General features: G+C 69.4%; 28 protein-coding genes. 1 reads left to right on the plus strand and 27 read right to left on the minus strand.

From position 1 onward, the window contains the following. Window positions 1-101: 101 nt before the first annotated feature. The 8 genes from FK268_RS09210 to FK268_RS24175 all read right to left on the minus strand — a co-directional run bounded on the left by FK268_RS09210 (window position 102) and on the right by FK268_RS24175 (window position 6,007). Entirely contained in the window at window positions 102-1,307 is a 1,206-nt protein-coding gene (locus FK268_RS09210; protein ID WP_146433280.1) for a VG15 protein, read from the minus strand. Continuing rightward, entirely contained in the window at window positions 1,279-2,790 is a 1,512-nt protein-coding gene (locus FK268_RS09215; RefSeq protein ID WP_146433281.1) for a phage portal protein, read from the minus strand. The genes FK268_RS09210 and FK268_RS09215 overlap by 29 nt, the downstream gene beginning before the upstream one ends. Continuing rightward, on the minus strand, window positions 2,790-4,589 hold the full coding sequence (locus tag FK268_RS09220) for a terminase large subunit domain-containing protein (RefSeq protein WP_205124463.1): 1,800 nt from the start codon (window positions 4,587-4,589) through the stop codon (window positions 2,790-2,792). Before FK268_RS09220 ends, FK268_RS09215 begins: the two co-directional genes overlap by 1 nt. Before the next feature lie 3 nt (window positions 4,590-4,592). Continuing rightward, window positions 4,593-4,946, minus strand: coding sequence for a hypothetical protein (locus tag FK268_RS09225; protein ID WP_146433283.1), 354 nt, complete (start codon window positions 4,944-4,946; stop codon window positions 4,593-4,595). Between the two features lie 197 nt (window positions 4,947-5,143). Then, a complete protein-coding gene (locus tag FK268_RS09230; protein ID WP_146433285.1) occupies window positions 5,144-5,356 on the minus strand; it encodes a hypothetical protein in 213 nt (70 codons plus the stop codon). After that, window positions 5,356-5,649: an HNH endonuclease gene (locus FK268_RS09235; RefSeq protein WP_146433287.1), complete on the minus strand. Its 294-nt coding sequence runs from the start codon at window positions 5,647-5,649 to the stop codon at window positions 5,356-5,358. Before FK268_RS09235 ends, FK268_RS09230 begins: the two co-directional genes overlap by 1 nt. Next, window positions 5,646-5,840: a hypothetical protein gene (locus tag FK268_RS09240; protein ID WP_146433289.1), complete on the minus strand. Its 195-nt coding sequence runs from the start codon at window positions 5,838-5,840 to the stop codon at window positions 5,646-5,648. Before FK268_RS09240 ends, FK268_RS09235 begins: the two co-directional genes overlap by 4 nt. Then, window positions 5,837-6,007, minus strand: coding sequence for a hypothetical protein (locus FK268_RS24175; RefSeq protein WP_158636080.1), 171 nt, complete (start codon window positions 6,005-6,007; stop codon window positions 5,837-5,839). The genes FK268_RS09240 and FK268_RS24175 overlap by 4 nt, the downstream gene beginning before the upstream one ends. 472 nt (window positions 6,008-6,479) lie before the next feature. Between FK268_RS24175 and FK268_RS09245 the strand changes: the two genes are divergently transcribed. After that, window positions 6,480-6,770, plus strand: a complete 291-nt coding sequence (locus FK268_RS09245; protein WP_146433291.1) for a hypothetical protein — start codon at window positions 6,480-6,482, stop codon at window positions 6,768-6,770. 7 nt (window positions 6,771-6,777) lie between these two features. On the opposite strand, the gene FK268_RS09250 is transcribed toward FK268_RS09245, so the two are convergent. The 19 genes from FK268_RS09250 to FK268_RS09335 all read right to left on the minus strand — a co-directional run bounded on the left by FK268_RS09250 (window position 6,778) and on the right by FK268_RS09335 (window position 16,995). After that, a complete protein-coding gene (locus FK268_RS09250; RefSeq protein WP_146433294.1) occupies window positions 6,778-7,449 on the minus strand; it encodes a DUF7341 domain-containing protein in 672 nt (223 codons plus the stop codon). Beyond that, the gene (locus FK268_RS09255; RefSeq protein WP_146433296.1) at window positions 7,446-8,351 is read right to left on the minus strand and encodes a hypothetical protein; all 906 of its coding nucleotides are present in this window, start codon (window positions 8,349-8,351) and stop codon (window positions 7,446-7,448) included. The genes FK268_RS09250 and FK268_RS09255 overlap by 4 nt, the downstream gene beginning before the upstream one ends. Beyond that, a complete protein-coding gene (locus tag FK268_RS25755; RefSeq protein ID WP_438695980.1) occupies window positions 8,348-8,449 on the minus strand; it encodes a zinc finger domain-containing protein in 102 nt (33 codons plus the stop codon). The genes FK268_RS09255 and FK268_RS25755 overlap by 4 nt, the downstream gene beginning before the upstream one ends. Window positions 8,450-8,475: 26 nt before the next feature. Next, on the minus strand, window positions 8,476-8,712 hold the full coding sequence (locus FK268_RS09260) for a hypothetical protein (protein ID WP_146433298.1): 237 nt from the start codon (window positions 8,710-8,712) through the stop codon (window positions 8,476-8,478). A 148-nt stretch (window positions 8,713-8,860) separates the two neighbouring features. Then, a complete protein-coding gene (locus tag FK268_RS09265; protein WP_146433300.1) occupies window positions 8,861-9,298 on the minus strand; it encodes a hypothetical protein in 438 nt (145 codons plus the stop codon). A gap of 122 nt (window positions 9,299-9,420) precedes the next feature. Continuing rightward, window positions 9,421-9,765, minus strand: a complete 345-nt coding sequence (locus FK268_RS09270) for a hypothetical protein (protein ID WP_146433302.1) — start codon at window positions 9,763-9,765, stop codon at window positions 9,421-9,423. Beyond that, window positions 9,762-10,457 (minus strand): hypothetical protein, encoded by a 696-nt coding sequence (locus tag FK268_RS09275; RefSeq protein ID WP_146433304.1) that lies wholly within the window; start codon window positions 10,455-10,457, stop codon window positions 9,762-9,764. The genes FK268_RS09270 and FK268_RS09275 overlap by 4 nt, the downstream gene beginning before the upstream one ends. A 310-nt stretch (window positions 10,458-10,767) precedes the next feature. Then, window positions 10,768-11,556, minus strand: coding sequence for a hypothetical protein (locus FK268_RS09280; RefSeq protein ID WP_146433305.1), 789 nt, complete (start codon window positions 11,554-11,556; stop codon window positions 10,768-10,770). Next, window positions 11,553-11,900 carry an HNH endonuclease signature motif containing protein gene (locus FK268_RS09285; RefSeq protein ID WP_146433307.1) on the minus strand — a complete coding sequence of 116 codons (348 nt, stop codon included), beginning with the start codon at window positions 11,898-11,900 and terminating at the stop codon, window positions 11,553-11,555. The genes FK268_RS09280 and FK268_RS09285 overlap by 4 nt, the downstream gene beginning before the upstream one ends. Further along, on the minus strand, window positions 11,897-12,346 hold the full coding sequence (locus FK268_RS09290) for an HNH endonuclease (protein WP_146433309.1): 450 nt from the start codon (window positions 12,344-12,346) through the stop codon (window positions 11,897-11,899). Before FK268_RS09290 ends, FK268_RS09285 begins: the two co-directional genes overlap by 4 nt. After that, a complete protein-coding gene (locus tag FK268_RS09295) occupies window positions 12,343-13,923 on the minus strand; it encodes a DNA cytosine methyltransferase (protein ID WP_146433311.1) in 1,581 nt (526 codons plus the stop codon). Before FK268_RS09295 ends, FK268_RS09290 begins: the two co-directional genes overlap by 4 nt. Beyond that, entirely contained in the window at window positions 13,920-14,138 is a 219-nt protein-coding gene (locus FK268_RS09300) for a hypothetical protein (protein WP_146433313.1), read from the minus strand. Before FK268_RS09300 ends, FK268_RS09295 begins: the two co-directional genes overlap by 4 nt. A 2-nt stretch (window positions 14,139-14,140) precedes the next feature. Further along, complete coding sequence (ssb, locus tag FK268_RS09305; RefSeq protein ID WP_146433315.1) at window positions 14,141-14,596, minus strand: single-stranded DNA-binding protein; 456 nt, start codon at window positions 14,594-14,596, stop codon at window positions 14,141-14,143. Window positions 14,597-14,618: 22 nt separating this feature from the next. Beyond that, window positions 14,619-14,981, minus strand: a complete 363-nt coding sequence (locus FK268_RS09310; RefSeq protein ID WP_146433317.1) for a hypothetical protein — start codon at window positions 14,979-14,981, stop codon at window positions 14,619-14,621. Then, window positions 14,978-15,265: a hypothetical protein gene (locus tag FK268_RS09315; RefSeq protein ID WP_146433319.1), complete on the minus strand. Its 288-nt coding sequence runs from the start codon at window positions 15,263-15,265 to the stop codon at window positions 14,978-14,980. The genes FK268_RS09310 and FK268_RS09315 overlap by 4 nt, the downstream gene beginning before the upstream one ends. Then, window positions 15,262-15,495: a hypothetical protein gene (locus tag FK268_RS09320; protein WP_146433321.1), complete on the minus strand. Its 234-nt coding sequence runs from the start codon at window positions 15,493-15,495 to the stop codon at window positions 15,262-15,264. The genes FK268_RS09315 and FK268_RS09320 overlap by 4 nt, the downstream gene beginning before the upstream one ends. After that, entirely contained in the window at window positions 15,492-15,722 is a 231-nt protein-coding gene (locus FK268_RS09325) for a hypothetical protein (protein ID WP_146433323.1), read from the minus strand. The genes FK268_RS09320 and FK268_RS09325 overlap by 4 nt, the downstream gene beginning before the upstream one ends. Continuing rightward, entirely contained in the window at window positions 15,719-16,444 is a 726-nt protein-coding gene (locus tag FK268_RS09330; RefSeq protein WP_146433325.1) for an ERF family protein, read from the minus strand. Before FK268_RS09330 ends, FK268_RS09325 begins: the two co-directional genes overlap by 4 nt. Next, on the minus strand, window positions 16,441-16,995 hold the full coding sequence (locus tag FK268_RS09335; protein WP_146433327.1) for a hypothetical protein: 555 nt from the start codon (window positions 16,993-16,995) through the stop codon (window positions 16,441-16,443). Before FK268_RS09335 ends, FK268_RS09330 begins: the two co-directional genes overlap by 4 nt. Window positions 16,996-17,087: the final 92 nt, after the last annotated feature.

Genomic DNA, 17,087 nt, shown 5'->3' on the forward strand with positions numbered 1-17,087 from the left:
GGCCACCTGGGCGGGGAGTTCGTGGTCGCGCTCGCGCGCGACGGCGAGTATCCTGAGGGCTGCGGGGCGCCCCTCCATTTCATGGAGGCATGCGCCCCGCTTCACGTTTCAGCGAGAGCGATCTGCGTGATCTCGCCGCGGGACATCACCCACAGGCCGGACAGCCGGTACTTCTGCCGGCCGACGTTGAACCGCTCCATGTCGGAGCGCAGCTCGCGGGTCAGCTCCTGGTCGCCGAGATCGATGACGAAGTTGTCCTTCACCACGCCGTGGCGGGCGGCCCGCGAGGCGGCTTTGACGATCGTGCCGTGGATCGACTCGTACCTGGCCTTCGTCGACTTCAGCTCCGTCGGGATGCCACCGTTGCTGGTCCACACGAAGTCGTTCGTGGATCGACGGTTCTTGTCGCGCGGGATCCACTCGAACCGCTCACCGGCGGCGAGGAACCGCTCGACGAACTGGATCTCGTGCGGCTCCAGCCGATCGCCGTGGAAGTCGATGGGCAGGGCGTCTTGCCGTGCCCGCCAATCCTCCGTCGGTTCGTCGTCGGCCTCGGCCCGGTTGAGGCCGTCGATGTGGCGGCGCCACGCGTCGAACTTCCCCTTGCCGGACTCTCCTCGTGTGACCTCAGCCCACAGGTCCTCGAGCCGCTCGTAGTCGTCCTGCCCGTGCCACCGCTTCCCGTGGAAGACGAGGGTGCACGAGCAGTCGCAGTGCGTGTGCGCGCGGAACCCTGCCGACCGCTGCGAGCGGTACACCGGGCCGCGAGACACCAGCATCATGCAGAACGCGCAGTTCTCAGCACCGGTGAGTACCCGCGCCCAGCCGACCTCCTCGCCCTGCTGCTCCGCGGTCGCGACGATCGCGTCCCGGCCGGCGGCTAGGGCGTGGCGCGCGAGGTTCGCTGCGATCTGCCGGCGCGGGTCGGGCCGCTTCGCCGCAGCGCGGGTCACCTGGTCCATCGCGGTCGGGTCGGGCACGTTCGCCTGCTCGATCGCGGACTCGATCGCCCACATCCCGTACCGCCGGATCTCCGCGGGTTCGGGCATCACCTGCCCGGCGTGGAGTGCGGTGTACCGCATGTGCGCGACCGCCGCGGTATACGACTGCTCGCGCGCACGCATCATCTCCGGCAGCACGCGCTGCGCGAACTGTGCCCGCTCCCCCGCCGTGGCGGGGACACCGAACTTGTTGAGCGCCCGCAGCATCGCGTCGACGATGGCCTTCGTGATCGCAGCCTGGGCTCGTTGTAGCCCGACGGCGTCGAGGACCGCGGCGCTAGCTGCCGGCGGTACCGGTTCGGTCATCGGCCGCTACCGTCGCCTCGGTCTCGATGCCGCGGGATACGGCGGGCGCGGCCTGCGCGGCGTCGAGGTACAGCGCGCTCAGCGGGTCCGCGTTCTGCCGCATCGCCTTCGCCCGCTCGACCTTCTCCCGAGTCCAGTTCGGGATGTCCTCCCAGAGGATCTCGTCGGGCACGCCCAGCATCTGACCGAGCTTCCCGAGGCCGTCGACGGTCTGCGCGAAGCTGCGGGACGTGACGTCGCGCCACTTCACCTCGGAGCCGAAGTCCCGCGCACCGTCGGAGTCGCCGTTGATGTACGCGGACAGCCGGAACGCCTGCTCCCAGCTCTCACCGAGGCTGGTGGTGATCTCGTCGGACTTGCGGGCCATGCCGGTCTCCAACGCGGACAGGGTCTCCGCGCTGATGTTGCTGATCCCGTCGGAGCCGAAGTTCTGCAGCGGCTGTTGCGAGATCGCCGACAGGTCCTGGATCGCCGCCGCCTTCGACTTGATGTAGTACTCCGGCGAGGACTCCTCGAACTGACCGACCTTCACGCCGGCGTCCTTGAACAGCCACGTGTCGCCGGCGAACGCCCGCGCCTCGTCAGCCTCCGAGTCCGGATACCAGCCCATCACGTACCGCTGCCGGAACGCCGAGAAGTACTGCGTCACAAGTAGACCGAAGTTCGTCTCGTTGATCCGCTGCTGGATCGTCATGAGCGGCTCGACGATGCCGAACTGCTCCTCGCCCTCGAGGAGCATCTTGTCCTGGAACCGCACCACGGGGCAGCGGCCGACGCCATGCTCACGCGCCTCGATGTACGTCAGGCCGTGCGCGAGGGTGTTCCAGTTCGGGTAGCCCCAGGAGTCCGTGGGAACGTTCTCGGCGCCCAGGAAGTAAACGTTGGTCTCGTCGTACAGCTTCACCAGCTGCCGGTCGATCTCCAGGGCCATCATCGGCCATTCGTCGGCCGTGGGGTCGTCGTACACGGCGGTCATGTTGCGGGGACTCACGCCGCGCCACACCGGCCCACTGTCGTCGGGGATGCCGCTGTCGCCAGGGAGGACCGTCACGTACGAGACGCCGTACTGCAGCGCGGCGCGGTGCACACCGGTCTGCCGGGCATCGAACCGGTTCCGCTGCCAGTCGTTCCACGCCGACGGGGTGGTGAGCCCATCCGAGGCGAGGTAGTTGTCGACCTTCATCACCTGCGAGAACGTGTCCACCACGAGGGGGAGGAAGTTCGTGCGGGACTTCCCCGCGAGGCGGTGCATCGCGGCCGGCGCGTCACGCGGGACCTGCACGTCGAGGGGGTTCGGGCCCAGCTGGTTCGACCAGGTGTTCAGCCACAGGTCCGTCTCGTACCGGCCCTGCCCGTCCTTCGGCGGTTCGAGGTCGCGGGCCGGTTGCATCGCGCGGAAGATCCGCTCCAACCGCACCGATTCCCACGCGCGGGCACCGTTCATGATGTTGAGGGCCGCGGCCACTGCGTCGTTGGGGCGCATCACCACCGTCCTCTCGTGATCGACGTCGCCTTGTTGGTCCAGATGGGTCCGTCATCCTGCTGCGCGGCGTGGATCCGCCACATCATCCGGGCGCCGACCGCGCACACGGCGAGGTCGACCTTCCGGCGGGACTCGCGGTGCTCCTTGCCGAGCGAGATGCCGTACTTCGACGGCCGGCGGCGCGCGTTCTTCACGTGCTGCGCCAGCTTCTTGTGGCCGTCGTGGGGGAAGTTGCCTTCCATGATGTCCGTCATCGCGCGCTCGGCGTGCTCAACGAACAGCTTCTGGTGCGCCGGTGAGCGCATGTCCCAGATGATCGGGTGCGCACCGTCGCCGGTCTTCACCGCGTGCATCGTGAACTGGCGGCCCCAGCGGCGCGCCCAGCGGTCCAGGAGGTCCTCCCAGAACCGCTCACCGGTCTCGTCGTCGCGGGCGTCCGATGGGTCCGCCCACAGGCCGATCACGTTCAGCCGCTCCACGGTCTCGGTGACGCGGACGTCGACGGCCTCGCGGTCGACCTGCCACGCCTCCCGGTTCGGTGGGCGTTCCCACACCCCGGCCGTGAACACGAATCCGTCGGACAGTCGGCAGCCGACGAGGCCCGTCGAGTCGTCCGACTTCGACCCGTCGAAGAACAGCACCACCGGTTCGTCATCGGCGACGATCTGCGGCACCGCCTGCGCGTCGAAGGCCTGCGGCGTGATCCACGCGTCCGCGGTGGCGGTGATCTGGTTGTACCACTTCCGCCGGGACTCGCTGGGACTGTTCGTGGTCCGCGCGATCGACTTCAGGATCTCGCCGTCCGAGGCGGTGTCCAGCCAGTACGCGTCGCCGCGGACCGCCTCGAGCACGGCGGGAGCTTCCTCCACCGTCAGCGGAGCGTCCGGCGGTGCTTCGAGGGAGTCGTACAGCAGGCCGATGTCGATCCCGGCCGCGCACGCGTTCTCCCACGCCTCCCGGGTCCGCTCCCCCACCGAGTCCGTGCCCGGCCGGTACGCGTTGCAGATGTCGAGGATCCGGGCCGTGCCTCGCGGCGACTTCGCCACGTTGCCGTCGACCGCGCCCGCGAGATCGTGGCCCTGGTTCGAGCTGTTCCAGTTCTGTGTCTCGTTGCGGATCACCTGCGTGGGTCGACCGCCCTCCACGGCCAGCGGAGACGAGGTGATCGCCTCGATCTGGACCGTGTCGCCGAGGCCCCACACGTTCAGCCGGCCGATCTGGATCCCGTACCGCCGGATCGTGTCCGGCGGGAGGATCGTCGGGAACAGCTTCATCGTGTTCTTCGTCTGCTCCTGCGACACCGCGACGACCTGCACCCACGCCGCGGGGTTCTGCGTCCCGTGGACGGTGCCGTCGTCGTCGATCCGGGCGACCATCGACGGCCCGAACGCCGAGTACGCGGCGATCGCCGCGCCCAGCGGGTCCTTGCCCCACCCCTTCAGTCGCTGCAGCACGGCATTCGACGTCAGCCAGCGGCCGTTCTCGTCGACGGCGTAGTACCAGAGCAGGAACCGGGCCTGCTCGAGCGTGAACACCTGCTCCGCGCCGTCGGGGCCGCGGAGCCGCATCCCGCACCAGCCGAGCATGTGCCAGCCGAGGGTCCGTTGCGGGAGCAGCCAGCCGCCGTTGCCGACCGTCTGCCACGTCGGGCCGATCTTCACCGGCTCCCAGCGGCGCTCCCGAGCGATCCGCCCGAACGAGCTCTCCAGTTCGTGCCGGTACCAGTCGGCCGGAGCGCGGAGCGCCGCGAAGGAGTCGTCGTCCTTCGTCGCGACACCCGCGCTGAGGGTCGTCGCCACCGGCTACCCGGTGCGCTTCTGCCAGCGGGCGTTCGCGGCCGCGCGCGCCTGCGTCGACCGGGCCTCCGCCGTGTCCGCCGGATCCGGCAGCCGCAGCTGCTTCAGCAGGTTCGACAACGTCGCCCGGTGCTGCCGCAGCTCCGAGATCATCGGGTTGATGACCTTCTGCCCCTGCGAGCCCTTCACCAGCGTCGGCTGATCCTTCAGCTCCTCGCGGAGACTGTCGATCAGGTCCGCCTCGAAGCACGCATCCTCGAGGATTCGGAGCTCGTCCGCGCGCAGCTTGTACTGCGACGTGATGTCGACGAACAGCTTCCGGCCGGCAACATCCAGCCCATCAGGTTCAACAGCGCCCACGGCGACCTCCAGGGTCTAAGGGATTCAGCGCAGGCCACCAGGGCCGCGTTCGAACAAGCAGTGCCGAAACACTAGGAAAGGCGCACGCAGGATCTGGGGTGCTATACGTTCCGGCGCTGGCCTGAAAGCGGACTGGGGTCCTCCCCCACCCCTCCGTGGTGTTCGGTAGGGAGTGGGGTGTTTCGAACGGTGTTCGATCAGTGGTGGCCGGGGCCGTGGCCGAACACGCGGACGTAGTACTCGGTGGTGAGCCCTCGGGCTTTGGTGTCGCTCATGTACTTCCGGAGTTCGGTGTACAGGGTGGTCCAGGGGTGGGGGCTGTCGGCCCATTTGGCGAGGCCGGGGCCGGTGGTCCAGTAGGCGTTGAGCTGGGTGCTGGCGCCTACTCCTGGTGAGGTGTCGAGTCCCATCAGCGTAGTCCTGGGTGGGGTTCGGTGGGGAGGCGTCGGCGGGCTGCCCGTGCCTTGTGGGCGGCGGCGCTCTCCGCCTTGGTCTTCGCTCGGTGGCATGGGATGCAGAGCCATTGGGCGTTGGTCAGGGTGTTGGTGCCGCCGGCTGCTGCGTTGGTGATGTGGTCGAGCTCGAGCGGCGCGTCCTCGTCTCCGCATTGTGCGCAGCGCATCGGGAGTGTGCGTCGTGCTTCGGCCTTCACCTTCGTGGGGAAGCCACCGTGGTAGCGGCCGCCGTCGTTCCAGCGGCTCATGTGAGCTTCGATCGAACGATGTGGTCGCGCATGAACCCCTGCGAGTCGATCTCGGCGCGGTGGAGCTGAGCGCGGATCGCCTTGCACGGGATGAGGATCGTGTCGTGGATGGCTTCGATGGGCCAGCCGTTCCTGCTCATGCGCACTGCACAGGTCGGTTCGTGGAACTCGCCGTCGTGCTTGGTGCTCATGCCGCTGCGTTGAGCCGTGCGAGTAGGCCATTGGCGTAGCGTCGGGCCACCCGTGCCGGGATGATGTACTCGCCCGCGGTGACCCAGCGGATGCTGACGCCGGGGATGTAGGTCTCGCGGATCGCGCCGCAGTCGCCGAGGTTGGTGAGCTGGTCCCAGTCGTCCATGAGCGACCTGCGCTTTCCCGAGTGCCACCTGGTGTTTCCTGAGCCTGGTGTGATCCCCCGGCGGGTGCAGCACCTCGAGCCCCGGATGCCACCCGGCCCGGAGTAGGGCGGTCGGGGTGCTGTGACTGCGAAGGGGGCCGTGGTGGGGTGCTTGACCGTGATGAGCGGTACGACACCCGGCCGGGGAATCGTGCTGCACCGTGCGCTGGCTGGCGGCTATCGGGGCAGCGTCCGCCGAGGGTGACGATGCCCGGGGCGGAAGACACGAATGCGGCCAGGTTTTGAAGACACCTGTGCCGCGCCTCTGACTGTACCTGATCTTTCGCTTGCGTGTGGCGATAAGCCCACGTGTGTTGGATTCCAATTCCTGTTTCCGCACAGTTCACCCGATTCGCAAGGCAAACTACGGCGATTCGGTTCAGACTCCATTACGGGCGGATTGCCCGGATCAACGGAGTGAAGGAGTCACACTGTGAAGAAGAAGCTCACGCCAGCAGTACTCGCCGTAGCGCTCGCGACCACGATCCTGCTGCCGGCAGCGCCCGCAGCGAACGCGGCGTCATCTTGCACGGTCAGCTACCCGTCCGCGAACGTGTACTCGAGTCCGTCCGAGTCGAGTACGAGCACCCAGTGGCTCAACAGCGGCGACAAGTGGGATGAGACATGGTGGACCGTCGCGGAGGGTTCCGCCTGGAGTCAGGGGAGCTCGCCGGACAAGCCTTGGGTCAGCGGCTGGGTGAAGCGCGCCTTCCTCTCCTGCTGAGACGTCGCTACTCGAGGACGCCGGTCGGCAACGCGCACCCGATGGTGCGTGCCAGGTGCGTGAAGTAGTCCGGCGTCCACGTGTAGCGGCAGCACAGGCAGGTGCAGCCGTCCGAGCTGACCTGCAGCGCGGCCGAGCGGACGGTCTCCCCGGCGCTGTCCCGGCGGTACGCGATGGACTCGCCGCACGCAGGGCAGGGTGCGGCGAGGTCGATGCGCGGCGGTGGGTCGAGGAGGTCGTCGACCTGCTTCGCCCACCGCTCGAGCGCGCGGGCCGCGACGGTGAGGTCGGTCGTGTTCGCCGGCGCCCACGGTCTGGCCTCGAGGAGGCGGAGGCGGCGAACGGTCTCCGGGGTCGGCGCGTGGGTGAGGTCGCCGTCGAACGGGCCCGGGTCGGGCTGCCAGGCGGTGACGGTGGCGTCGATGTCGCGGAGAACGTCCACCGCGTCGGCCCACAGGGCGGGCATGGAGCGGTGGGCGTGGGAGTTGCCGGTGCCCTGCTGCCCGGCGAGGTGCGCGCGGAGCTGCTGATAGCGGCAGTCGGCCTCGTGGATGCTGTTGCTGCCGTCGTCGAGCTGGAAGTTCTGGAAGCGGGCGCCGATGAGATCGTGGATGGCGTCGCGGAACTGGTGCAGGCGCTGCCGGAACTCCTGCTCGGGGATCTCGTGGGGTGCGGTCACGGGTGGGTCTCCTCGGGCTCGGTGTACACGGCGGGCAGACGGTGATGCTCGGAGGTGACGTCGAGCTCGAAGCGAGCACCGTCGTCGGTGAGGGAGACGTCCGCGACGGTGCCGGCGATGCGTTCCCGTGCGCCGGCGGGGCCTTCGACGATGATGCGTGCGCCGGGCCCGCGGTCGCGGACAGCGGCGCGAAGGCCGCGGGGTGGGAGGTCGAGCTTGATCGTGAACCCGGTGTCGGTGGGTTGGAGGTTGCTGCCCTTGGCGTCGCGGAGCGGGATCGGGCGGCCGGTGCCGTCGATGAGGCGGACCGTGACCGGGGTGCTGTTCAAGACGGTCGCGGCGTGCTGGATGGCACCCCATGCGCTCGCTGCGGACTCCATCAACGGGGCAAGTGCATCCTGCGAAGTCTGAATGACGCCCGATAGGCGGACCCACGGATTCGGCTGAACGACCACCCACGGGGCGGCACAGTCTGTGGTGAGGGCGAAGTCCTGGCCGAGGCCCTGCGGGATCTCGATCCGGCCGCCGCGCGCGTACGTGGTGACGGCGCCTAGGGCGTTGCCCCAGGAGGCATGCAACTGCTCGTGGTCGTGCGCGCGACGGAACCCAACCGGGCCGGGGACGTAGCTGCCCGGGCAGAGGAGCGGTGAGGTGTCCTCGTCGTAGCGATAGTCCTTGTCGTAGAAGCCCTGCCAGCGCATCGACTCGATGCGTTCGGTGATCGCGAGGCCGTGCTCCTCCCGTCCGCAGTGGCCGCAGCGCGCGGGCTGGTTCACGTGGTGGTCGTAGCCGGAGCGCTCGTCGTAACGGGAGAGCTGCCAGTCGACGAGGTCCGTGATGTCCTCGCTGGACAGGGCTTCGTCGATCGCTGCGACGGTGTGGTCCACCTGATCGGTGATCATCGTTGGTTCTCCTCGGCGTGTTCGCGGGCGTGGTGGACGGTGGCGCGTGGGGCGCCGTCGAGGGTCGTGCACGGCCGGCCAGGGCGGGCCTGGCACATCGGGCACGTGACGGGGCTGACGGGGTTCACAGGGCCACCGCCCGGCCGGTGAGGTCACGCCACAGCTTGCGGCGTTCCGAGTGCGTTCGCGCTGCCGTGACGAGGTTCCAGTCGGCGTCGAACAGGCGGAGTGTGGGGCCGTCGTCGATCACCGTCGGCAGGCCGTTCACGAGGCCGGACCACCAGGGGCTGCTGTAGCCGGCGCGCTTCGCGGCGCGGTGCTTCATCCGCGGGAAGTTCTCGGGGGTGCGGGGCAGGCTCATCGGTCAGTCCTCCTTGGCGGCGCCGTCGCCGTCGCAGTTCGAATGGTCGGTGCGGTCGATGTAGTCGTGGTGGCAGTGCTCGCAGATCGGGATCACCGCTCCCCCTCGATGACGACGCCGGCCAACGCCGCCAACCCCCACGCCCCAGTCACGACGACACGTCAGGTAGCCAGGCGGTGACGGTGCGGGAACGGACTTCCCAGCCGCGAGCCTCATCGATGCACGCAAGTCCGACCGCCTGGTTGTAGGCGTCTTCGCGGGACTGGTGCGGCGGGGAGCCGTGTGGTGTCCAGGTGCCGCCGATGGGGCAGCCCACGGTCCACTCGACGGTCTCCTCCCGCTCGCGGAGGGAGGCGATGGTGGCGTTCGCCTCAGCCAGGGCGACCACCATCGCGTCGAACTGCCGCTGGCAGTGACGGCACCCGCACCCGGTGTGCTTCTCGGCGAGCGCATCCCGCAGGCGGCGCACCAGATCATCCAGCGCGTCGCTCTCCGCTCGACAGGACGACAGTAGGCGGGCCTCGATGCCGTTGCCGTCGAGGGCTGCGGTGGCTTCGCGGATGAGGTCGGTCGGTTCACTCGCCATCGCGGTTCACCTCCTCGGTCGTGAACGTCCCGCTGGCCGGCAAGTCGTCGCGATCGAGACCGAAGGTCTCGCACGGGCAGCCGTCGCCGTCCCACATCGGGCAGTCTTCGGCGTCGCATCGGTCAGCCACGGTCGCTCACCGCCTCCGCAGCCTTCACAGCGGCCAGGATTCCGGCGCACCCCGCGGTCGCGTCGCTCGGGCTGAGCCAGTACTCGTGGTCCACGATGACCTCCCCGCCGACTGAGGTCGTGACCTCGAACGGGCCAGCCTGCCAGTAGTCACCATCCGGCTCCGGCAGTTCGATGACGGCGAGGTCGTCGGCGGAGGCGATCACGGCAGCGACGTGGGCGGGGTGCTCGGACTCCGGGATCAGCTTCCCGCACTTGCAGATCGCCTCATCGGAGACGTTCACGTACTCGACAGCGTGCTCCGCCACAATGACGGTGAGCCGGTCCTGGGCGCTCACGATGCGCTCCCCTCGGCACGGCCAGCACGTTCGTCAGCGGCACGGATGCCCGTGAGAACCATGTCGACGATCGTGTTCTGGTCGGACTCGGGCAGCGTCTCCCACTCGGCGGGGTTCTTCGCTCGCGCCTTCTCGGTCGCCAGCTTCCGGTCCTCGGCCTCCTGCACCTTCTCGGCAGCCTCACGCTCGATGCGGTCGGCCAGTGCGCGTACCCCGCGAAGTACCCCGTCAAGCAGGGTCATCGTCACGCCGAGCGACCTCGGGGTGAGCCGACCAAGCACGTCGGCAACCTGCCGCAGGTGTTCGGGGTTGCCCGGGTCCAGCGGGGCGGGAGCGGTGTCGATACCCGGCGTGAATCGTTCCCCCGCGCCCGTCTCCACGGAGTCGATCGGGTGGCCTTTACGGGAGCACACATGGGTCACGCGGGCGTTCTGGTCGCACTGACCGTTCGGCCCTTCCTTGTCGCAGCGCACGAACGAGCCTTCGGCAGCACGACCGTCTGCGGCCACCAGCGGCACCAGGCCCGCGGCCTCGGCCTCCTCCTGCGAGCGGTAGTGGGCTCTGCCATTACTCACCAGGACTTCGATCCACGGGAGCGAGTCCTTTCGCGGCGTCAGCACCCACGTTCCGCCGTCGGGGTCGGTGCCACGCCAACCCGGCTGAGCGGAAGATGCCGGCGACGGGGCGGTCATGACGCCCTCCGATCCGCAACCGACGATCCGGGGGCCTCATGCTCACACAGGAAGCACGGTTCCGACGGCCCAGCAGCCCGCTGACGGCACTTTCGGCCGCACTCCGGGCACTCACCCCAAACCGTCTCCTGCTCCGCGTCACGGAGCGCCTGCACCGCCGCACGATGCCGATCCGCCCGCACCGACTCCTCCGCGAAAGTCAACCCGTTCGGGGCGTAAAACCTTGAGCTTCTTCGCATTCCGACCACCTCCGGTCTACTCATTCTATCGACGCGACCGCCGCTAACTGTTGTCCCAGAACACATTTCGATCACGATTCCTGCGCCGGTCTCAGATGCGCACACCGGCGCACCGGCTCCACACCCAGCACGTAGCCCTGGTCGTCGCACAGCCCGCACCCGTCGATCGCCTCGCGTCTCGACCGGCGCGCCGACAGGTCATCCGCTGCCGCCCGCTCCGGCGCCGACTCACACCACTCCCGGACCCGCTTGCACCCGACACAGTTCGGGCCGGCGTCCGAAGCCGAGACGCCGACATGCTTCGGGCACCGCGGGTTCGACGGATCGAGATTCCCGGGGGGCGGGGTCTCGCGCGCGTTACCGGACGTAACGCCCCCTCCCCCCGTAACCACCTCAGAGGTCGGGTCGGGTCGGGTCGGGTCGGGTCGGGTCGGGGGTAGCGAACTCACACCGTCTGTCACGTCATCGGTCACGCGCGACACACTCTGTGACTCACCCCGTGACGGACCCTGTGTGTCACTGCGCTTTTCTTCGCGACGTGCACGCGAACGCCGCTGCCGCTCACGCGACTCGTCACGCCGCCGCTTCACAACAGCACTGGTCTCCTGATACTCCGACCAGTCGTGGAACACCCACCCGTCCGGCGTCGCATCCCACAGGCCAGCGGCCACCAACTCATCCGCCGCGTCGACGGTGCCGAGCATCCGCAGCAGAGTCCGCGCCACCACCCCGTCGGTCAGGTGCTGGCAGCTGTACGAGCCGGCGCGAGCCCACAACGCCACCGCGCCGTCCGAGAGCATCGCGACCTTCGGATGCGACCAGAACCCGTCGTCGATCTTGAACCACGTGATCTGACTCACCCTCTCCCTGCTGATTGGCGAGCCCGGCTCGCGGACTGGCTCTTGCGCCACATGGCGCGCTTCGCTTCGACCTCCGCTGATCCACGCGGGTACGCGCGACGGATGTTCGCTCCGTTGGTCAGCTCCCGCAGGTGGTCCGGATTCACGCAGGCCTTGTTCTCGCAGATGTGGTCGACGACGAAGCCTGCGGTGGGCCACGCGCGGTGCTTCATGAACCACGCGACCCGATGTGCGAGCCGGACCTTCCCGTCGAACCACACGACGCCGTACCCACGCGTCTGCTTCGCCCGCTGCCATACATGACAGCCGCGGTGGTCCACCACGTACTTCTCTTCCCAGGTCATCCCGGCCTCCCCTCGATCCGGCGCTTCGCGCCGCCGTCCGACAGCTGCACCCAGCCCGCGGCCGTCCACACCGGCACCTCATCCGGCGCGTCCGGCGACAGCCGAGAGATCAGCCAGCCCTTCCGCTCCGACTCCGCACGAGACCCGCGCACCCGGCCGAGCTGCGGATGCTCCACGGACCGGCCCTCGACGACGTCGTGGCAGCACGAGCACAGCGCGAGACCGTTGGCCGCCCGGTTCGTACCCGGGTCGCTGCTGCCGCCCATGCCCCGCGGCCGCCGATGATGGATCTGCGCCACCGGCAGCACGCCGCAGAGCTCGCACACCCCACCCGCCCGGGCCACGATGAGGTCGCGCACCGGGCGCGGGAAGCCCTCCGGCCGGCCCGGGGACCGAGCGCTCGACGGCTTCGCCAGGCGGTCCGGTCTCGGCTTGATCTGGCTCATGCCGCACCCACCAGCGACTCGTCACGCCATGCGAGCATCGTGCGGAGGGCGTGCTCGGCCTGCCGGTCGACGACACCGTTGCCGATGATCTTGAGCTGCGCGCTGCGTGCGGTGGCGGGCATGAACCCGGCGCGGATCTTCTCGATGACCTCGCGGTCGTCGGTCCAGATCGCGGGTTCGGTGACCCACCCTTCGGGCCAGCCCATCATCCATTGGGCGAACGCTGCTGCGAGGCGTGGCCGGCCCTTGCTGTTCGGCTCGGTGGGGGACGGTGAGCGGCGCCCGAGGACGTACTCCCACCGTCGGACGGCCGGCTCGTACTTGCCCCAGCTGGTGCCGCGTTCGTTCTCGGCGCGCGCGGCGATGGTGATGAGGTCGTCGCCGCCTGAGCCCTGGAGGTTGGCGCGGGTGTAGTCGGGGCCGCTGTTGGCGAGCTTCGCCTCAGGCGTGGGGAGCAGCGCGTCGATCGCGCGGAGTTGGGGTGTGTTCCGGTCGCCGTCGGCTGGGCCGGGGTTCGCAGCGTCGGAGAAGATCGGCGTCGGAAAGTGTGCGGACACGGCGGAGAGCGGCGGGGAGTGCCGAGCCGCCTGGGCCGGGTTGTTGCGGGCCTTGTCGGCGTCCGACGCGGTCGGCGTGGGGAGGGTCTGCACGGCGATGCCGAGGGGCATCCCGGCGCCGTTGTTGCCGTGGCGCACGGCGAGCGTGGCGCGCCGTGCCTCCCAGGTGGCGGAGTCCTCGCTGTCGTTCGGGTTGCTCGCAGTCGGCGTCGGCAGGAGAGCACCGGTGGCCGCCGCGACCGCGACGCCGGGGAGCAGCATCTCGTCGCCGCGTGCGCCACCGCGCCGCTCGTTGGTCCCGGTCGCGTTCCCCACCGTCGGAGTCGGCAGCACATCGACGTCGGCGGGTGCCGCGCGCTCGGTGTCCACCTCGTAGGCGACGCCGTCGACGATGCATCCCGCCGCCGGCCAGCGGTCCTCGAACGGGATCGTGCCGAACAGGCCCGCGTCGGGCTCCACCCATGGGTTGCGGCCGTGCGCAACGCGCTCGTAGTGCGCGATCTCGCGGGCACCGTCGGGCACCGGCTGCGGCTCACGCGAGACCAGGATGAACACGCGCTTGCGGTGGTGCGGCGCACCGATATCGGATGCCTTGCACACGAACCAGCGGACGTACCAGCCGTGTTCGGCGAGGTCCGCGAGCACCACGTCGAAGCCGAGGGTGAGGTGGCCGGCGACGTTCTCGAACACGGCCCACCGCGGGCGCAACGTGTTCAGGGCGATGAGGATGAACGGCCAGAGGTGTCGCTCGTCGTCGGTGCCCTTCCGCTTCCCGGCGGCGCTGAACGGCTGGCACGGGTATCCGGCGGTGAACACGTCGATCGCCGGGACGTTGGACCAGTCGACGGCGGTGAGGTCGCGGTAGTTCGGGATGCCGGGCCAGTGGTGGGCGAGCACCTTCGACGGGGCGTCCTCCCACTCGCAGAACCAGCGCGGGGCGGCGCCGAAGACGCGTTCCACCGCGAGGTCCAGGGCACCCGCGCCGGAGCAGGCGGAACCGATCGTGAGAGCGGTCGTCATGCCGCCACCTCCCCACCGAGCTGCAGCGCCGAGTCCGGCACCAACGCCCGCACCTCGTGCACGCCGGCCGCCGACTCGATCGACGACATCACGCACTCCACCTGCCCGGCAGGGGCCTCCACGTCGAGATCCGCGTGCACCGTCAGGCCGGCGACGAACATCCCGTGTCTGGTGCGCACCGGTCTGGTGAGCACGCACTCCATGAGCCTCGCCATGATCAGAACGGGATGTTCGAGTCGGAGCTGCCGAAGTCGCCCGCGGGCGCCGAGCCCCACGGATCGTCCTGCTGGGACGGCCGCTGGTACTGCCCGCCGCTCCCCTGCTGCTCCCGCGGCTTGAACCGGTCCAGCGGCAACGCGACCTGCGAGACGTTCTTGATCTCGTACGCGGTGCGCTTCTCCCCGTTGTGCTCGTACTCCCGCTGCCGCAGCGCGCCGGTCACGGTGACCTTCGTGCCCTTCCCGATCTTCTCGGCACACGCCTCCGCGAGGTAGTCCCACACCTCGACGCGGAGGAACGTCACGCCGTCCTTGATCCACTCGTTGGTCTGCCGGTCGCGGTGGCCGTAGTCGTCGGCGACGGTGAACGTGGCGACGGCCTTTCCGGTACTGGCCACGAAGCGCAGCTCAGCCGGCGCGGTCGCGCGGCCCTCGATCGTGATGGTGTTGCTCATGTCCTTCTCCTAGGTCAGGTGGTCAGGGCTGGACGCCCAAGGTCTTCAGTTCCGAGCGGAGGTTCACGCCGTGCGTGCGGCCCACGTCGATCCGCGCGTACAGGGCCTTCGACTCGCGGATCAGGCCGCGTACGACGGCCTCCTTCACGGCGACGGCAGCCCGCAGCTCCGCGGTCTGCGTGACCGCGATCGCCTTCCGCGCATCAACGGACCCCTCGGCGCCGAGGAAGGCGCGCGCGTCCGCGAGCTTCAGCTCCTCCGACATCCGCGCGAGCTCCACGTCCTCGTTGTTCAGGGCCGACGTCAGCCGGTCGAGCTCGCGGGCCAGGGCCAGGAGGTGCATCGACACCTCGTTCGCGGTCAGCTGCGGCGCCGGCCCGGTCATAGCGCCCTCTCAGTCCACGTCGCCGACCGCGTCAGGAAAGCCTCCCCGCAGACGGGACACACCCACTCGCCGGGCCGCGACGACCACTCGCGCATGTTCTTGATGCACTGGTCACAGACGTTGTGGTGGTACTCGACGTGGCGCTTGCTGATGCACTTGACGCTGTCGATGCGCCATGTCGCAGGTCCGTGCTCGTCGCCTCCCCGCACGAGACGGGAGCATGGGAGGTCGGCGTCGAACAGCGCGTCGAGCTCGTTGGACGGGACGGTCGCTGCCGCGTTCACGACTCGACTCCCAGCGCTACCCGGGCCACATCGATCCACTCCCCCTGCGCCTCAACGTCCAGGTCATCCCACGCCGGCGCCTCGACGGTGAGATCCGGCTCCGGTGAGCCCGGCAGGTGGAGGTCGTAGGCCTGCTGCAGCCGCTTCGCGGCCCGGAGGACCGTCGGGTTCGGCGGCGCGACCTCTCGCCGCATCCGGCCGTGCGCCAGCAGATCCTGCGGGGCCGTCACGACTCCTCCAACCGGTCCGCGAGGACCAGCAGATGCGCGGCCAGCTCACGCAGTCCGTCCGGCGACGACATGCCGGAGAGCGACTTCCCAGCCACCCACCCCGGGTCGACACCGATGGTGACCGTGTCGGCGACCCCCTGGCCCATCGGTGCGTGCTCACCCCATGAATCCAGGTGCAGTGAAGCGCCGACGACCGCGCCGGGCTCGAGTTCGTTGTAGAGCTTCATGCCGGCACCTCGGTTCCGCCGAGCTCGCCCTGCACCGCGGCCTTCGCCTCATCCGGCGTCGGATCCGCGAACCCACCGTCCTGCACACGCTTCGCCAACGCGTCGAACACCTTCGGATCCGTGCACACGTTCAGCGCGACACCGCCGTTCGGCCCCGATGGGGTGATCGCCCAGTCGATGACCGTCTGCGGCGCCACGCCCGCGGTGCGGCACGCAGCCGCGAGCCGGTCCTTCGCCATCTGCAGCGGATCCGGTGCGGACTGCGGTGCGTCCTGTCTGGCCGCGCGCTCGTGCACGTTCTGGTCCGGGTCCGGCTCGTCCGTCGGCACCGTCAGCGCCTGCAGCAGGAACGTCCGGTACGCGACGGACTGGGCCTTGCTCACGGCCTTGTCCCCCGCGTCAGCCGCCTCACCGAACGACACCCCGGAGAACGAATCCCCGGCCGGGCCGAACACGGTGTACCGCATCGTGACCGTGACGTTCTTCATCTGCCCGCCGGTCTTCGTGCCGTACCGCTCCACGTCGATGTGCTCAGCGGTCGGGACGATCAGCACGCCGTGCTCGCGGAGAGCGGGCCCGACGGCGTTGACGACGCTGTCCACGCCGCGGAAGTTGAATCGGGCCGGGCCGGACTCGACGCGCTCTCCCTTGCGGATGCCCTGCACCGCGGCCATGACAGCAGCGAACGCCTCGTGGACGGTGGCCTGCTTCGTAGCGGTCATGCCGCGCCTCCGCCCAGCTCGGGCATCGGCTGGCCGGCGATCAACGCCCGCGCCTGCACCAGCGCATCCGCCGACGGCCGCACCGTCAGCCACGGCGCCCGCGACGAGACCTCCACGCCCGGCACAGGAGCGCCACCCTTCGACACCTCGTCGAGCACACGTGACTCGAACGCGGAGTTCACGCCAGCGACGTGCTCGACGAACTCGGTAGCCACCTCCGGCGCGACCTCGACCAGCAGCGCCGCCAAAGCCTCCGCCGTCACGCCCAGTCGGGGACGCCAGTACGTCTCGACCTCCGTCGGATGGTTGTTCGCCACCCACAGCTCGAACTGGTCCCGGACCGTCACATTGGCCTGCTTCGTGGGCTCCGTCAGGGTGACGCTCCCGAGCTTCACGTCCCCGTGGGTGACGGTGCGCCGGTCCCCCGGCTGCATCCCCGCCAAGCACGCCGCCTTCGACGCGTCCACGACGGCCTTGATCTCCTTCGCCACCGCGGCCTGCAACAGCAACTTCCCGTGCTCGCCCAACGGGGCGATCTCCGTCTCGCTCATCTCTCGTCCTCTCTCGTCTCGTGGTTCTTCGGCGGCAGCACATCCAGCCCCGTCCTCGTGGGACCGCTCGGCGTCGAAGCGGTCAGCCAGCC

Origin of the sequence: Tsukamurella sputi, from assembly GCF_007858445.1 — a bacterium.
GTDB classification, from domain to species: Bacteria; Actinomycetota; Actinomycetes; order Mycobacteriales; family Mycobacteriaceae; genus Tsukamurella; species Tsukamurella sputi.

Coding starts and splice junctions, on each gene's coding strand:
- FK268_RS09210 (WP_146433280.1), bottom strand. CDS start 1,307: ATGACCGAACCGGTACCGCCGGCAGCTAGCGCCGCGGTCCTCGACGCC.
- FK268_RS09215 (WP_146433281.1), bottom strand. CDS start 2,790: ATGCGCCCCAACGACGCAGTGGCCGCGGCCCTCAACATCATGAACGGT.
- FK268_RS09230 (WP_146433285.1), bottom strand. CDS start 5,356: ATGGGACTCGACACCTCACCAGGAGTAGGCGCCAGCACCCAGCTCAAC.
- FK268_RS09235 (WP_146433287.1), bottom strand. CDS start 5,649: ATGAGCCGCTGGAACGACGGCGGCCGCTACCACGGTGGCTTCCCCACG.
- FK268_RS09240 (WP_146433289.1), bottom strand. CDS start 5,840: ATGAGCACCAAGCACGACGGCGAGTTCCACGAACCGACCTGTGCAGTG.
- FK268_RS24175 (WP_158636080.1), bottom strand. CDS start 6,007: ATGGACGACTGGGACCAGCTCACCAACCTCGGCGACTGCGGCGCGATC.
- FK268_RS09255 (WP_146433296.1), bottom strand. CDS start 8,351: ATGATCACCGATCAGGTGGACCACACCGTCGCAGCGATCGACGAAGCC.
- FK268_RS25755 (WP_438695980.1), bottom strand. CDS start 8,449: ATGTGCCAGGCCCGCCCTGGCCGGCCGTGCACGACCCTCGACGGCGCC.
- FK268_RS09260 (WP_146433298.1), bottom strand. CDS start 8,712: ATGAGCCTGCCCCGCACCCCCGAGAACTTCCCGCGGATGAAGCACCGC.
- FK268_RS09265 (WP_146433300.1), bottom strand. CDS start 9,298: ATGGCGAGTGAACCGACCGACCTCATCCGCGAAGCCACCGCAGCCCTC.
- FK268_RS09275 (WP_146433304.1), bottom strand. CDS start 10,457: ATGACCGCCCCGTCGCCGGCATCTTCCGCTCAGCCGGGTTGGCGTGGC.
- FK268_RS09285 (WP_146433307.1), bottom strand. CDS start 11,900: ATGACCTGGGAAGAGAAGTACGTGGTGGACCACCGCGGCTGTCATGTA.
- FK268_RS09290 (WP_146433309.1), bottom strand. CDS start 12,346: ATGAGCCAGATCAAGCCGAGACCGGACCGCCTGGCGAAGCCGTCGAGC.
- FK268_RS09295 (WP_146433311.1), bottom strand. CDS start 13,923: ATGACGACCGCTCTCACGATCGGTTCCGCCTGCTCCGGCGCGGGTGCC.
- FK268_RS09300 (WP_146433313.1), bottom strand. CDS start 14,138: ATGGCGAGGCTCATGGAGTGCGTGCTCACCAGACCGGTGCGCACCAGA.
- ssb (WP_146433315.1), bottom strand. CDS start 14,596: ATGAGCAACACCATCACGATCGAGGGCCGCGCGACCGCGCCGGCTGAG.
- FK268_RS09310 (WP_146433317.1), bottom strand. CDS start 14,981: ATGACCGGGCCGGCGCCGCAGCTGACCGCGAACGAGGTGTCGATGCAC.
- FK268_RS09325 (WP_146433323.1), bottom strand. CDS start 15,722: ATGAAGCTCTACAACGAACTCGAGCCCGGCGCGGTCGTCGGCGCTTCA.
- FK268_RS09330 (WP_146433325.1), bottom strand. CDS start 16,444: ATGACCGCTACGAAGCAGGCCACCGTCCACGAGGCGTTCGCTGCTGTC.
- FK268_RS09335 (WP_146433327.1), bottom strand. CDS start 16,995: ATGAGCGAGACGGAGATCGCCCCGTTGGGCGAGCACGGGAAGTTGCTG.